A 14,113-nucleotide genomic window follows, 5' to 3' on the forward strand; every position below is an offset into this window, starting at 1 on the left:
GACACCCCCCTCAGTAAAGCGCTTTGTCGTTATCACGAATAAACTGCTCGTTCAGGCGTCCACGCATGACCCAGTAACTCCAGACGGTATACAGCAGCACCAACGGCACGAAAATACACACCACCACAAACATGATCTTGAGCGTCAACTCGCTCGCCGTGGCATCCCACATGGTCAGACTATGGTTGGGGTTCAGCGACGACGGCATCACGAAGGGAAACATCGTAACGCCCGTTGTGACCACCACCATGGCCATGGCGACAGCCGAACTGGTAAATGCCAGCGCATGTCGTCCCAGCTTCATGGTCAGCGCGCAGAGTACAAAGCTTAAAACGCCTAGTATTGGCAGTAGCCACAACAGCGGGAAGCGGCTGTAGTTGGTCATCCAGCCGCCAGCACTGACCGCCACGATTTTACCGGTGGTATCGTTGTACCCTTGGGTGTCGATTACGCTAGTCACTTGGTAGCCATCAACGCCCAGGAGCAGCCACACCCCACCCAGCACGAACAGTGCCGCGCATACCAGTGCTGCCAGGCTGCCGATGGCCGCACTACGGCTGCGCAGTTCGCCCTCGGTTTTAAGCTGCAGCCAAGCCGCTCCATGGGTGACGAACATCAGCAGGCTCAACAACCCGGCCAATAGCGCAAAGGGGTTTAATAGGCCCAGCAAGCCGCCCTGATACTCCAGGCGCAGATAGTCATCGAACTGGAAGGGAACGCCTTGCAAGAGATTGCCAAAGGCGACACCAAAGATCAGCGCGGGAACGGCGGAGCCGATCGTCAACCCCCAATCCCAACGACGGCGCCATGTGGGATTTTCCAACTTGGAGCGATAATCGAACGCCAGGGGGCGAAGAAAAAGCGCAAATAGCGTCAGCATCAAGGCGAGATAGAAGCCATTGAAGGCTGTTGCGTAAACTGGAGGCCAAGCAGCAAACAGTGCGCCCCCCGCAGTGACCAGCCAGACTTGATTACCGTCCCAATGAGGCGCCATGGAGTTGATCATCACCCGGCGCTCCTCATCGCCGCGCCCGACCACGTTGAGCAAGGCGGCAACGCCCATATCAAAACCATCGGTGACCGCGAAGCCCACCAATAGCACGCCGATCAGCACCCACCAGACAAACCTAAGGGTTTCGTAGTCCATCATCATGCCTCCCGTGCTGGGGTTGAGATTGGATAGTCAGACTCAGCGTCATCATCCAGGTAACCGCTACCGGAGGGCCCTTTGCGGGCAAAGTGTTGCATCAGCCACATTTCGATGATGACGAAGGTGGTGTAGAGGACGCCAATAGAAATCAGGGTAAACAGCACCTGCTCAGCAGTCAGGCTGGAAATGGCCAAGTGCACCGGCAATATCTCGCCGATTGCCCACGGCTGACGCCCATATTCGGCCACGAACCAGCCCGCTTCACAGGCAATCCAAGGCAGCGGTAGGCTGAACAGCGCGAAGCGAAGTAGCCACCGGGACTTCTCTGGCTGACGACGTACGCTATGCCAGAAGGCCAGCGCAAACAGCAACAGCATGCTAAAGCCCGCGGCGACCATGGCCCGAAAAGACCAGAAAAGCGGCCAAACCTTGGGAATCGACGCTTCAACGGCTTGATCAATTTCGGCTGTGGTCGCATTGGCTACATCGTCGCTATAGGCACTGAGCAGTAGCCCATAACCAAGATCGCTGCGCACTTCCTCGAACCGAGCCATATCCCCTTCGCGCTCTTCATCACTGCGCAGGCGCTGCATGAGTGCGTAGGCTTCCTGGCCATTGACGATGCGCTCGCGGTGCTCTTCCTTAAGCTCCCGAATACCCATCACTTCGGTATTCAGCGAGCGCGTGGCAATCAAGCCCATCACGCCAGGTATGCGGATGGCAAAGTCGGTATGCTGTTCCGCCTCGTTGGGGAGCCCAAATAGCGTGAAAGCCGCAGGTGCGGGATGGGTTTGCCACTCTGCTTCGATGGCGGCCAGCTTGACCTTCTGCACGTCCCCCAGCTCATAGCCAGACTCATCGCCCAGTACAATGACCGATAGCGCGCTGGCCAACCCGAAGGCAGAAGCAATCGCAAAGCTGCGCCGCGCAAAGGCAATCTCACGCCCCTTGAGCAGGTACCAGCTTGAAATCGCCAACACGAAAATCGCCCCGGTGACGTACCCCGCTGACACGGTATGCACAAATTTGACTTGGGCGACGGGGTTGAGCAGCACCTCTGCAAAGCTGACCAACTCCATACGCATGGTGGCTAGGTTGAGCTCCGACCCTACGGGGTGCTGCATCCAGCCATTGGCTACCAGAATCCACAGGGCTGACATATTGGTCGCCAAGGCCATGAACCAGGTAACCGCCAGATGCTTCTCTTTTGACAGGCGATCCCAGCCGAAGAAGAACAGCCCGACCAGCGTCGACTCAAGGAAGAACGCCATCAAGGCTTCTATCGCCAGGGGCGCTCCGAAAATATCGCCGACATAGTGAGAGTAGTACGACCAGTTAGTGCCGAACTGGAACTCCATGGCGATACCGGTCGTTACCCCTAACGCAAAGTTAATACCAAACAGCTTGCCCCAGAATTTGGTCATCTGACGATAAATGGTTTTACCGGTCATGACATAGACCGACTCCATGATCGCCAGCAGTATCGACAGCCCTAGCGTTAAGGGTACAAACAGGAAATGCACCATCGCCGTAAAGGCGAACTGCAACCTGGATAATTCAACAATGTCCATGAGTGACTCCCGATGGATAGCTTAAACACACCTTTCGCCCCACCGGGAAACCACAGACAGGTGCTAACCCAGGCAAAGCGATGTGTATAGGCTATTCCTTCACCCGAGCCAACAATTTGATCTTGATCAATTCCTTACTTAAGCATTGCACTGTTGCGACAATATGCCATCCACCCCTTTCCTCATTCAGAGTCGCAGGCGTAGATGAGCGAGGCTTGTGGTGTTGGTAGTAGGCATTAATGCGCTTCATCCCAATTGGCACCGCTCTCCGCTTCTACAATCAGCGGTACTTTCAGCTCAGCCGCGCCCTGCATGCGTTTTTGCACCTGCTCGATAAAGGCCTCGACCTGCTTCTCGGCGACTTCAAATACCAGTTCATCGTGCACCTGCATCACCATCAGCGCATCGAATTCGCCTTCCGCTAGCCACGCATCCACATTGATCATCGCCTGCTTGATAATATCGGCGGCAGTGCCCTGCATCGGCGCGTTAATCGCGGTGCGCTCAGCGCCTTGGCGGCGGTTGCGGTTTTGCGACTGAATTTCCGGCAGGTAAAGCCGCCGCCCTAATACAGTTTCGACAAAACCATCCTCTGCTGCTTGCGAGCGAATGCGCTCCATATAGCGGGCCACGCCGGGATAGCGGTCAAAGTAACGATCAATGTAGGTTTGCGCCTGGTTGCGCTCGATATGCAGCTGACGCGACAGCCCCCAGGCACTCATGCCGTAGATCAAGCCGAAGTTAATCGCTTTGGCGCTACGGCGCTGATCGCCAGAGACCTTCTCAAGAGAGGTGCCGAAGACTTCTGCCGCCGTGGCGGTGTGAATATCACGCCCTTCGGCAAACGCTTCCAGCAGCCCTTTATCTTCAGATAAATGCGCCATAATACGCAGCTCAATTTGCGAGTAATCGGCGGCGACAATACGGTAGCCTGGGCGGGCAATAAATGCCTGACGAATTTTGCGCCCCTCTTCGGTACGGATGGGAATGTTCTGTAAGTTGGGATCCGACGACGACAGCCGCCCGGTCGCAGTGACCGCCTGATGATAGCTGGTGTGTACCCGGCCAGTGGCTTTATTGAGCAGACGCGGTAGCTTATCGGTGTAGGTGGACTTCAGTTTGGCCAGCCCCCGATGCTGCATAATCACCTTGGGCAGCGGGTAATCCAGCGCCAGCTCTTCAAGCACACCTTCCGCGGTAGAGGGTGCGCCTTTAGGGGTTTTTTTGAGCACCGGAATTTTCTGCTCTTCAAACAGAATTTGCCCCAACTGCTTGGGCGAGCCGAGATTAAATTCGCGCCCGGCCAGTTCAAACGCCTCGCGTTCTAATTCGCCAATGCGCTGCTCTAGCTGCTGGCTCTGTTTGTGCAGTAGCTCGGCATCTACCGCTACCCCGTTGCGTTCGATGCGCGAGAGCACTTTGATCAGCGGCAGCTCAATATTATCCAGTACCTCCGCCAGACGCCCTTCGCTTTCGACCTGGGGACGCAGCGTTTGCTGCAGCCGCAGGGTAATATCAACATCTTCGCAGGCATAAGGCGCCGCTTGTTCCAGGGCAATCTGGTTAAAGGTCAACTGCTTGGCGCCCTTACCGGCAATCTCTTCAAAGGAGATGGTCTTTTCGCCCAGATACTTGAGCGCCAGCGAATCCATATCGTGGCGGGTGGCGGTGGAGTTGAGCACATACGAGGCCAACATGGTGTCGGCAAACGGGCCCGCCACGGAAATCGCATAGTTGGCCAGCACGGAAATATCGTACTTGAGGTTTTGGCCAATCTTGGTCTTGGTCGCGTCTTCCAGCAGCGGCTTTAGCGCCGCCAGCACTGTTTTGCGGTCAAGCTGTTGGGGGGCATCCAGGTAGTCGTGGGCAAGCGGAATATAGGCCGCCTCCCCCGCTTCCAGCGAAAAGCCAACGCCGACGATTTCTGCGTCCATGTAATTAAGGCTGGTGGTTTCCAGATCGAAGCAGAAGCACTCGGCGTTTTGCAGCCGACCCAGCCAGCGATCGAAGTCTGCCTGTTCGAGGATGACCTGATCTTCACGAACAGACGCTTGCACAGAAGTGTTCGCCCCCTCGGATTCGTTACTAACTTCCTCGGCACTTGCGGGCGCAGGCTCGCCGCCTTTGACGTCATCCACGCCCTCGTCTTTGCCTTCCAGCAACTCGCCCAACCACTGGCGAAACTCCATCTCTTTATACAGGGTGACCAACGCTTCACGATCCGGATGGGCAATATCCAAATCGTCCAAGCCCACCGGCAACTCGCAGTCGACTTTGATGGTGGCCAACTGATAGGAGAGAAACGCCTGCTCGCGATGCTCTTCAAGCTTCTTGGGAAGGGTTTTGGCGCCCCGGAAGCTGAGCGTTTTTACTCGCTCTAAATCGCCATAAATGGTCTCCAGCCCACCGTCCATGCCTTGTAGCAGGCCAATAGCGGTCTTCTCACCCACGCCGGGCACGCCGGGAATGTTATCGACCTTGTCACCCATCAGGGCGAGAAAATCGATAATCAGCGCGGGCGGCAGGCCGAATTTTTCTTCTACGCCCGCCTCATCCAGGGTTTCATCCTTCATGGTGTTCACCAGGGTGATATGGGCATTGACCAGCTGCGCCATATCCTTATCTCCGGTGGAGATCACTGCATCGCGGCCCGCCTGGGTGGCGTGATGGGCCAGGGTGCCAATCACATCGTCCGCTTCTACGCCGTCAACGCATAACAGCGGCAGGCCCAGCGCCTTCACACAGGCGTGCAGCGGAGCGATCTGGCTGCGCAGGTCATCGGGCATCGGCGGGCGGTGCGCTTTATAGTCGCTGTACAGCTCATCACGGAAGGTTTTGCCCGGCGCGTCAAACACCACCGCCATGGGGCTTTCGGGGTAATCCTTAATTAGCCGTTTGAGCATGTTTAACACGCCCTTCACCGCGCCCGTTGGCTGACCATTGGAGGTCGTTAGCGGCGGCAGCGCATGAAAGGCACGGTACAGATAGGAAGAGCCATCGACGAGGACGATCGGAGCGCGAGCCATAACCAAGTTCCATTGTTAAATAAGATTGCTTAAAAAGAATTGCCAATAAGAGTGGCTCATATGATACGCGTTGCACAGGCAGACTGCAGAGCCAAACTCGACTCTCTTATCACAACAACGCTGCCAACTGAGCGACCAAGCCGCTACAATAATGGGCTTAGCAACCTGGGCGAGACTCTCATGGCTGTATTTACCCCGCTTAGCGACGCACAGGTCGCCGCGTTTTTAGAAAAATTTGATGTGGGCAGTTTTGTTTCCCTTAAGGGAGTCGCGAACGGCACCGAAAATTCGACTTTTTTTGTGACTACCGACCGCCGCGAACTGGTATTAACCCTGTTCGAACAGGGCGAACACGCAGAACTGCCGTTCTTTGTCGAACTGCTGGACTATTTGGACGAGCACCGCTTACCGGTGCCCGGCACCATTCATGACCGCGAAGGTATCGCGCTGCATAGCCTGGAGGGCAAGCCGGCGTTGCTATTCCCGCGCCTGCCTGGCCGCCATCCCGAGGCGCCCAATGTAGCCCAGTGCCATGCCTTAGGCGATACTTTGGGTCACCTGCACGTGGTGTCAAAGCGTTTCCCCGGCCACCGCCCCAACCCGCGGGATCTCCACTGGCTGCAGGTGATGCACCATAAAGTATTGAGTTACCTAAGCCCCGCGGATCAAACGTTGATGAAGGATGAAGTCGACGATTTCGAGAGCGCCTTTATGCGACACGGTGAGCTGCCCCAAGGCGCCCTGCACGGTGATCTGTTTCGTGACAACACCCTGTTTGAGGGTGACCAGCTTGGCGGTATTATCGACTTTTATAATGGCTGCACTGGGGATCTCCTGTTTGATCTGGCGATTGTGATCAACGACTGGGCCTCTAACGACGATGGCACTCTCAACGCTGAGCGCTACAATACGCTGTTGAGCGCCTACCTGGCGCGCCGGCCGTTAACGGCGGATGAACGGGAACTGTGGCCCACCATGCTGCGCATGACGGCGCTGCGCTACTGGCTGTCACGCCTGCTGGTGGTCTATGTTGATCCCCCGGCCCACGATTTGACGCCTCACGACCCCGAACGTTTTCGAACCATATTAACTGCGCGCATTGCCCACGGTGCATTGCCGCTACCTGAGGTTTCTGCATGAGTGTGATGGCGACGACTAGCCCTGCCCTTCGCGCACGGCGCACCTGGAATATCGATCAATGGGGTAGCGGTTACTTCGACGTGGATGATCAAGGTCAGGCCCTGGTGCGGCCGCTGGGTAGCGATGCGGAAGGCCCGGCGCTACCGCTGAGCGGCTTGGTTCGCCAGTTGCAGAGCGCTGGGCTGCGGCTGCCTGTGCTGGTACGCTTTAGCGATATTCTTCACGACCGGGTGGAGCAGCTGTGTGGCGCTTTTGATGCCGCCATGAGCGACTGCGACTACCAGGGCGGCTACACCGCCGTTTACCCGATTAAAGTGAACCAGCAGCGCAGAGTAGTCGAAGAGATTCTGGCCACCGCCGAGCGCGGCAACGGCCGTGTGGGGCTGGAAGCGGGCAGCAAGCCCGAGTTGCTGGCAGTGCTGGCTTTGTCTGACGGCGGCTCCTCGCTGATCGTCTGCAACGGTTACAAAGACCGCGAGTATGTGCGCTTGGCGCTGCTGGGTGAAAAACTCGGCCACAAGGTCTATTTGGTGGTCGAAAAGCTCTCCGAGCTGCAGTTGATTTTGGAAGAGGCGAGAGAACTGGATGTTACCCCGCGTATTGGCCTGCGCGCCCGCCTTGCCTCGGTGGGTAAGGGCAAATGGCAGAATACCGGCGGTGAAAAGTCTAAGTTCGGCCTCACCGCCAGCCAAATTCTCGAGGTGGTAGACACTCTACGTCGCGAGGAGGCACTGAAAAGTCTGCAGCTCGTGCACTTCCACCTGGGTTCCCAGATCGCCAATATTCGCGATATTCAACGCGGTCTGCGTGAGTGCGCGCGCTTCTACCAGAACCTGATGCAGTTGGGTGCGCCAATTGACACCGTCGATGTAGGTGGCGGCCTGGGTATCGATTACGAAGGCACTCGCTCGCGCAGCTTCTGCTCAGCTAACTATTCGATGCGTGAATACGCCCGCAATGTCGTCAGCGCCTTTGCCCAGCTCTGCCAAGAGGCGAACCTGCCGCAGCCTCATCTCATTAGCGAATCAGGCCGTGCGCTAACTGCCCACCACGCGGTGCTGATCACTAACGTGATTGGCGAAGAGCGCATCGACGACACGCCGCCTGAACGGCATTCGGCAGGCGAGAGCCAAGAAGATGCCCAGGTAGAGCTGCTGTGGCGGGTGTTCGAGCAGTTAGCGACCGCCCAAGAGCCGCGCATGCTGGTGGAAGCGTGGCACGATCTGCTTCAAGCGGTTAGCGAACTGCAGGAACGTTTTGTGATGGGTTTGAGTGACATTACCGCCCGCGCTGAAGGTGAGCGGGTGTATATGGCTGCCTGCACACGGCTGCGCACTCAGTTGGATACCCGTAACCGTGCCCATCGCGAAATCATGGATGAACTGGCGGAGAAACTCGCCGATAAACTGTTCGTCAACTTCTCGCTATTCCAGTCAGTGCCTGATGTTTGGGGCATCGAGCAGATATTCCCGGTACTGCCCCTTAGCGGACTGGATCAAGCGCCCACCCGGCGGGCAGTGATTCAGGATATCACCTGCGACTCCGACGGCCGCATCGACAGCTACGTCGACGGCCAGGGGGTCGAGAGCACCCTACCGCTTCCCGAGTGGGCTTCAGACGATGAACGCTGGCTAGGGTTCTTTCTAGTGGGCGCCTATCAGGAAATTCTTGGCGATCTACACAACCTGTTTGGCGACACCGACTCCGTTGATGCTGCGCTCAATGCCGACGGCGAGTGGACACTATCTAACCCGCTGGCCGGGGACTCAGTGGCCCAGGTACTTGCCTACGTCAACTTCAATGCCAATGTGCTCAAGCAGAAGCTCACCGACCAGCTAGCCGCCAGCGGCTTTACTGCCGACGAGCAAGCGCGCTTTGCGGCGAGCTTAAGCGAAGGTCTGGAAGGCTATACCTATCTTGAATAACCGATCTTGCAAACGAGCCTTGAATAGCTCGTCTTGAATAGCCCGTACTGAATGGCACGTATTGGGTTACGCCAAACAGAAGCGCCACCCTGATTTTGGGGTGGCGCTTCTTCACGATCCAACACTGCCCAGCAATTCTCTGCTTTTTTCGCTACTCGACTACGCTGGTTTCAACTACCAAACCACCGGTCAAGGTTAAACGCAGTGATGATCCGCGAACCAGCTCTCCAACGCCTGATGGCGTGCCGGTCAAAATCACATCGCCCGGCTCTAGAGTGAAGTGACGGCTCATTTCGGCTACCAAGGTTGGTATGGCGAAGATCATATCGGAGCCTTCACCGTGCTGGCGCTCTTCACCATCAATCTCAAGCGTGAAAGCCAGCGCGTTCCAGTTGGGAACACGGCTTAGCGGCAGAAACGACGAAAGCGGGCAAGCGCCATCAAAAGCTTTGGCGATTTCCCAGGGATGCCCTTTCTCTTTTAGCTTCGTCTGTACATCACGCAGCGTTAAATCCATCGCCAACCCGATACCGACAATCGCACGCTCGGCTTCATCCAGGGTGGCGTGGGTTAACGTTTCACCCACTAACAGCGCAAGCTCGGCTTCATAATGCACATCACCGCGTGAAAACGGCGGATCCAACGGTTTGGTTAGATCCACAACGCTGGTCGATGGCTTTATGAACAGCAGCGGCTCAGTGGGAACTGGATTATCCAGCTCTTTCGCATGGTCGGCATAATTACGGCCGATGCAGACAACCTTGCCCAGCGGGTGGGGAAACTCCTGGCCATCGGTAAACTGTGGAACAAAACGCATGGCGGGTATTCTCCTTCTCATTATGCGTGCCGCTTTCGCAACGACAGGCGCAACAGTTTACCCCACCTATACGAAGGTTCCACACCCTTCGGCCATGAATTTGTTTCCCCACTACACGTTAGCGATATTGCTGAGCCTGTTGACCAGGGCTATGAGCCAGGAAATCAGGCCGTCGTTTGGCCGCCGCATAAGGCGCCCGGCAACGGTTATCCTGGCGGTTAAACACGAAGAACACGTTGCTACGCGGGTCAGGCGACAGGTTGGCGTTAGAAGCATGCAGCGTATTGCAATCGAACAGCAGCAAACCACCCGCCTTGCCTTTTGGCGCTTCAATACCGTGTTCAGCCACTAGCTCGGTAAGTGCTTCTGGGCTTGGCACGCCCACTTCCTGCGCTTTCAGCGAGCTTTTGTGGTTATCCTCCGGTGTTTCCCCCACGCAGGGTACAAACTTTTTGTGCGAACCGGGGACCAGCATCAACGGACCATTGAACTCATGGTTGTCAGTTAAGATCAGCGATGCGCTAACCGCGTGCATCGCAGGCATGCCATCTTCCGCGTGCCACGTCTCAAAGTCGGAGTGCCAGTTAAAGCCCTTACCGGCAAATCCAGGCTTATAGTTAATACGCGACTGATGCACATAAGGGTCGTCGCCTATGATTTGACGAGCAGCGCCCGCGACACGCTCATCGCTGGCCAGCTTTCCCAACCGCTCAGAGAGGAAGTGAACCGCAAATAGCGAGCGGATTTCCTGGCTCTCTGGCTCAGTGACGCTGAAGTCTTGATTGAGGTACTTATCGTTGCTCATCAACGCCTTCATTTCCTGACGCAGCTCCTCAAGCTCTGCGCCTTCAATGAGGTTGGGAATAAACAGAAACCCTTTACGTTCAAACTCATCAAGCTGCGCCTGGCTTAACGGGCCGGAAAGTTGACGGCCTTTGACAACCGCCTCTTGGCGCGGCAGCCAGGTTTTCTCAGGGGTGGTGGTTAAGCGCGACGGGTAGGCATCCTGTACCTGTTGGCACTGAACCTGAGTAGTGTGAACGTTAGGTGTATCGGCCATTTCGCTATATTGCTTATGGGCGGTTACAGCATTTAGTGGTGTGCTTTTGACTGTCATCTAATCCACTCCTTGTATGATTAGGTTTCAGATCGAACATATTGCACGTATAAAGATTAGCGTACATATAAATAAAACAGCACGATTCTAACATCGTGCTGGGAGTAGCCTATACCACTAAAATTTCCTCGCAAGGCATGATTTCTGGTTTGATAACGTAGGTTACGTGAAAAAAATTGAACAGTGGCTTTTTAGGCAATAAGTCACCTAAAAAGCTCACTCCAAGCCACAATGTTTGCGGTTAATGTTGCTCATCTTTTTATCTAACTGAATGGGGAATCATACTTTGAAAAGGCAGCTACCGATTTATGGATTTATCAGCGCGCTATTAATAACCGCTGGGTGTTCTTCAGCAACAATGGATACCCACGAGACAGCGCATCGCCCTAATGAACCGTTGATCAACACCTACTGGAAGCTGGTAACGCTTGATGGCGCACCGGTCGTCACCCATGAGAATTTCCGTGAAGCACATTTGGTTCTTCATCAAGAGGCTTCTCGCTTAGCCGGCGCTACCGGCTGTAACACCCTGATGGGCAGCTACCGTGTGGAAAACGAGCGCATAGAGTTTGGGCAAATCGCCAGCACTAAAATGGCCTGCCCACCGTCCCAAATGAAAACTGAGCAAGATTTTCTAGCCACACTCAAGCAGGTAACAGCATGGAGCGTGGATGGCGCAATGCTTGTACTGTCGAGCGATAACAGTGAATCATTGGCGGTCTTCGAGGCGGTGCATCTTTATTAATCACAAAGAGCTCATCTAAAGGACGCATTTTAAACTCACCAAGCCTAGAAGAATCAGGCCGGGGAGCGCGAAATCAAGAGGCGACCGCCGATCAGAAGAAAGACTAAACCAGAGATGCCTTGGATCGACTTCCATACCCATGGTTTCCTTAACCACTCAGCGACTCTATGCAATGTGACGACAACCATACCGTAGAAGAACAGAGCGATCAGGGCATGGCTGGCTCCCAACCCGAGCCCTCCCAGCCAGTAGTCCGTTCCACCGGCACTCAGGAACTGGGGAAAGGCCGCAACGTAGAAGATAGCGGGCTTGGGGTTGAGAATATTGGTGAGATAGCCCCGCACAAAGGCCTGTTTTTGGCTTATCCTCGGCAATGTTTGACAATCTTTCGCCTGCGACGCGATGGGCGTTTTCGTTAGTGCTGCTCGAAATGCCTTAACGCCAAGCCAAATAAGATATGCAGCGCCCACACATTTTATAATAGTGAATAACGTGACAGAGGCTGCGACGAGTGCCCCAACACCAATGAGCGCCAACGTGGCATGAGATATGATCGCTGCACAGAAGCCCAGGGTCATCAACACCCCCGTAACACGGCCTTGCGCCGGCGTCGCCTGAAGCAGCAGGAACAGGTTGGCTCCTGGGGAGACTACGATGAGCGTAACGATGGAGAGAAATGCCAAGTAATCATGAAGTGGAATCATCGAGATTCACCCTGAAATGATAAGCCCTGAATTCAACTAATAAGTGCAGCATCTGCGGTTTCTAGTGCTCTTTGCCGAGACGGCCTTGGCAACCTTTCTGTGCTCGGCGAATTCCGATCCAGAATCCAGGGTGATGGCGTGCGCTGCCCCTCGGCGTGGCATCAATAACCGCGCCTGCTGAGCTAACTGATATGTTGGGTCTGAGCCAGTTACCAGTATTCCATGCTCTGCTTCACTCTGGTAGGTAAGGCAGAAAGGGTACCAGCGCTGGCCCTACTGCCTCTACCTTGTGAACCAAAGTGCTGAGCTTATTCTATGAATCCAGGCCCGCTCGTCTTAAGTTTTATCGAAGATAATCGGGTTACTACTGCATCAATGCTCGCCGTATACCACTAGCCAATAGCGACCTGATAAGCATGGGCGACTTTAAGCACGGTCGCTTCATCCCAGCGTCTACCAACCAACTGCATACCTACGGGCAAGCCCTCCGAAAAGCCAACCGGGACGCTCATGGCTGGGTGACCACTGACATCAAACGGGGCCGTGTTGTGCAGGTTGCCAAGCGCACCGGCCAGTGTGCTATTGAGACTTTTATCAGCCGGCCTCTTTACCGCTTTCATGGCGGTGGTAGGCATGATTAACAAGTCATATTCCTGCAGAGCGTTGTCATAATCGCGCGCGAGACGCCTACCGATATTCTGGGCTTTACCATAGTAGTGGCGATTGTACTGCTCTGACATGTAGTGCCCGGCGAGCACCGTCATCTTCACCGTGTCGCTAAAGTCATGACCGCGAGCGCGGCGAGCCCGCCCATAAAAGTCCATAAGCTGCGTACTGTAATGGCCGCGCCAGTTTGTGCCGTAGCCATCGCCCCTAACCATCAGTTCGGTGGCCCCCTCAAAGGCGATCGCACTCCACAGTGCAAGCCCGTCGTTATGCATGGGCACCGACACCTCCGAAGCACGGGCGCCCACTTTTTCCAGCACGCTGATAGCCTCCCGTACAGCGGCATCCACATCGGGCTCACTGGCACCGGCAATACCAAACCCTTCACGTAGGATGCCAATGCGTATACCAGTAAGATCTTCACTTAGCGTTTCGGTGTATTTCGCCGTGCGTACGTCGTATTGGCGTGGATCTAAGCCATCCGAGCCCACCAGCACTTCCAGCATTCGGGCGCAATCTTCCGCGGTGCGCGCCATAGGGCCTACGTGGTCAAGAGTCAGCTCAATGGGAAAGATACCTGTGTAAGGCACAAGGCCATGCGTTCCTTTGATCCCGTAGCAACCGCTCCATGAGGCGGGTAGCCGAATGGAACCGCCCTGGTCGCCCCCTAGGGCCATATCGACTTCACCGTTGGTCACCACCACGGCGCTGCCGTTGGAGGATGCACCGGCCAGTCGATCATGATCGTGAGGGTTGACCGGCTGGGGCTCGGGGTAGCCAGTACAGCCGCCACCGTCAAAGCAGAACGCAGGAACGGCCGTCTTGCCGATGATGTGCGCGCCAGCGTCGAGCAGCCGGGTGACAACGGTGGCGTCCTCGCGGGGCACAAAACCTTCCATGATCGGTGAGCCATTCATCATGGGAATGCCTGCCAGAGCGATATTGTCCTTTAGCGCGACCGTTCGACCCGCGAGCGGCCCCTCCTCGGCGCCAGGCACCGAACATTTCCAAGCCCAGCCATTAAGCGGATTGTCGTCACCTACGGGGCGATAGCCCAATTCCGCCCGTGGGTAATTGACAGGCAGCGATTCATCCGCCAGTTCGTCCAGGCGATCATAAATGGCCATTGAGCCAGCAACGGCGGACTGGAACTCACTCAGTTCATCAAAGGAAAGGTCAAAACCATAATAATCGGAAATGGCGGCCAACGTATCAATGCCAGGTCGTTTCACACTCATAGTCAACTACTCCT

General features: G+C 55.7%; 10 protein-coding genes. 3 read left to right on the plus strand and 7 right to left on the minus strand.

Annotated features, from left to right (window positions below; genetic code table 11):
• Nucleotides 1-10 precede the first annotated feature (10 nt).
• The 3 genes from cydB to polA form a co-directional block, all read right to left on the minus strand.
• Nucleotides 11-1,153: a cytochrome d ubiquinol oxidase subunit II gene (cydB, locus tag RO22_RS23290; RefSeq protein ID WP_084625533.1), complete on the minus strand. Its 1,143-nt coding sequence runs from the start codon at nt 1,151-1,153 to the stop codon at nt 11-13.
• Nucleotides 1,150-2,721 (minus strand): cytochrome ubiquinol oxidase subunit I, encoded by a 1,572-nt coding sequence (locus RO22_RS23295; protein WP_041159519.1) that lies wholly within the window; start codon nt 2,719-2,721, stop codon nt 1,150-1,152. The genes cydB and RO22_RS23295 overlap by 4 nt, the downstream gene beginning before the upstream one ends.
• Before the next feature lie 236 nt (nt 2,722-2,957).
• Nucleotides 2,958-5,747 carry a DNA polymerase I gene (gene polA / locus RO22_RS23300; RefSeq protein ID WP_041159520.1) on the minus strand — a complete coding sequence of 930 codons (2,790 nt, stop codon included), beginning with the start codon at nt 5,745-5,747 and terminating at the stop codon, nt 2,958-2,960.
• A gap of 180 nt (nt 5,748-5,927) precedes the next feature.
• On the opposite strand from polA, the gene RO22_RS23305 reads away from it, so the two are divergent.
• Both RO22_RS23305 and speA read left to right on the plus strand, forming a co-directional pair.
• Nucleotides 5,928-6,887, plus strand: a complete 960-nt coding sequence (locus RO22_RS23305) for a homoserine kinase (protein WP_041159537.1) — start codon at nt 5,928-5,930, stop codon at nt 6,885-6,887.
• Entirely contained in the window at nt 6,884-8,812 is a 1,929-nt protein-coding gene (speA, locus tag RO22_RS23310; RefSeq protein WP_041159521.1) for a biosynthetic arginine decarboxylase, read from the plus strand. Before RO22_RS23305 ends, speA begins: the two co-directional genes overlap by 4 nt.
• Nucleotides 8,813-8,963: 151 nt before the next feature.
• Here the strand turns inward: speA and RO22_RS23315 are convergent, their stop codons facing one another.
• Together RO22_RS23315 and thpD are read right to left on the minus strand one after the other, a co-directional pair.
• Nucleotides 8,964-9,629, minus strand: coding sequence for a fumarylacetoacetate hydrolase family protein (locus RO22_RS23315; protein ID WP_022522053.1), 666 nt, complete (start codon nt 9,627-9,629; stop codon nt 8,964-8,966).
• A 118-nt stretch (nt 9,630-9,747) separates the two neighbouring features.
• On the minus strand, nt 9,748-10,746 hold the full coding sequence (gene thpD, locus RO22_RS23320) for an ectoine hydroxylase (RefSeq protein WP_041159522.1): 999 nt from the start codon (nt 10,744-10,746) through the stop codon (nt 9,748-9,750).
• 358 nt (nt 10,747-11,104) lie between these two features.
• Between thpD and RO22_RS23325 the strand changes: the two genes are divergently transcribed.
• Nucleotides 11,105-11,491, plus strand: a complete 387-nt coding sequence (locus tag RO22_RS23325) for an META domain-containing protein (protein WP_052475754.1) — start codon at nt 11,105-11,107, stop codon at nt 11,489-11,491.
• Between the two features lie 53 nt (nt 11,492-11,544).
• Here the strand turns inward: RO22_RS23325 and RO22_RS23330 are convergent, their stop codons facing one another.
• Both RO22_RS23330 and RO22_RS23335 read right to left on the minus strand, forming a co-directional pair.
• Nucleotides 11,545-12,195, minus strand: coding sequence for a LysE family translocator (locus RO22_RS23330; protein ID WP_041159523.1), 651 nt, complete (start codon nt 12,193-12,195; stop codon nt 11,545-11,547).
• Between the two features lie 392 nt (nt 12,196-12,587).
• Complete coding sequence (locus RO22_RS23335; protein ID WP_041159524.1) at nt 12,588-14,099, minus strand: amidase; 1,512 nt, start codon at nt 14,097-14,099, stop codon at nt 12,588-12,590.
• Between the last annotated feature and the right edge of the window lie 14 nt (nt 14,100-14,113).

Source organism: Halomonas sp. KHS3 (assembly GCF_000830495.1).
GTDB classification, from domain to species: domain Bacteria; phylum Pseudomonadota; class Gammaproteobacteria; order Pseudomonadales; family Halomonadaceae; genus Vreelandella; species Vreelandella titanicae.

What these genes read in the sequence shown, in the direction of transcription:
- RO22_RS23315 (WP_022522053.1), bottom strand. Translation starts at nt 9,629, where the DNA reads ATGCGTTTTGTTCCACAGTTTACCGATGGCCAGGAGTTTCCCCACCCG.
- RO22_RS23295 (WP_041159519.1), bottom strand. Translation starts at nt 2,721, where the DNA reads ATGGACATTGTTGAATTATCCAGGTTGCAGTTCGCCTTTACGGCGATG.
- cydB (WP_084625533.1), bottom strand. Translation starts at nt 1,153, where the DNA reads ATGATGATGGACTACGAAACCCTTAGGTTTGTCTGGTGGGTGCTGATC.
- RO22_RS23330 (WP_041159523.1), bottom strand. Translation starts at nt 12,195, where the DNA reads ATGATTCCACTTCATGATTACTTGGCATTTCTCTCCATCGTTACGCTC.
- RO22_RS23335 (WP_041159524.1), bottom strand. Translation starts at nt 14,099, where the DNA reads ATGAGTGTGAAACGACCTGGCATTGATACGTTGGCCGCCATTTCCGAT.
- RO22_RS23325 (WP_052475754.1), top strand. Translation starts at nt 11,105, where the DNA reads ATGGATACCCACGAGACAGCGCATCGCCCTAATGAACCGTTGATCAAC.
- polA (WP_041159520.1), bottom strand. Translation starts at nt 5,747, where the DNA reads ATGGCTCGCGCTCCGATCGTCCTCGTCGATGGCTCTTCCTATCTGTAC.
- thpD (WP_041159522.1), bottom strand. Translation starts at nt 10,746, where the DNA reads ATGACAGTCAAAAGCACACCACTAAATGCTGTAACCGCCCATAAGCAA.
- RO22_RS23305 (WP_041159537.1), top strand. Translation starts at nt 5,928, where the DNA reads ATGGCTGTATTTACCCCGCTTAGCGACGCACAGGTCGCCGCGTTTTTA.
- speA (WP_041159521.1), top strand. Translation starts at nt 6,884, where the DNA reads ATGAGTGTGATGGCGACGACTAGCCCTGCCCTTCGCGCACGGCGCACC.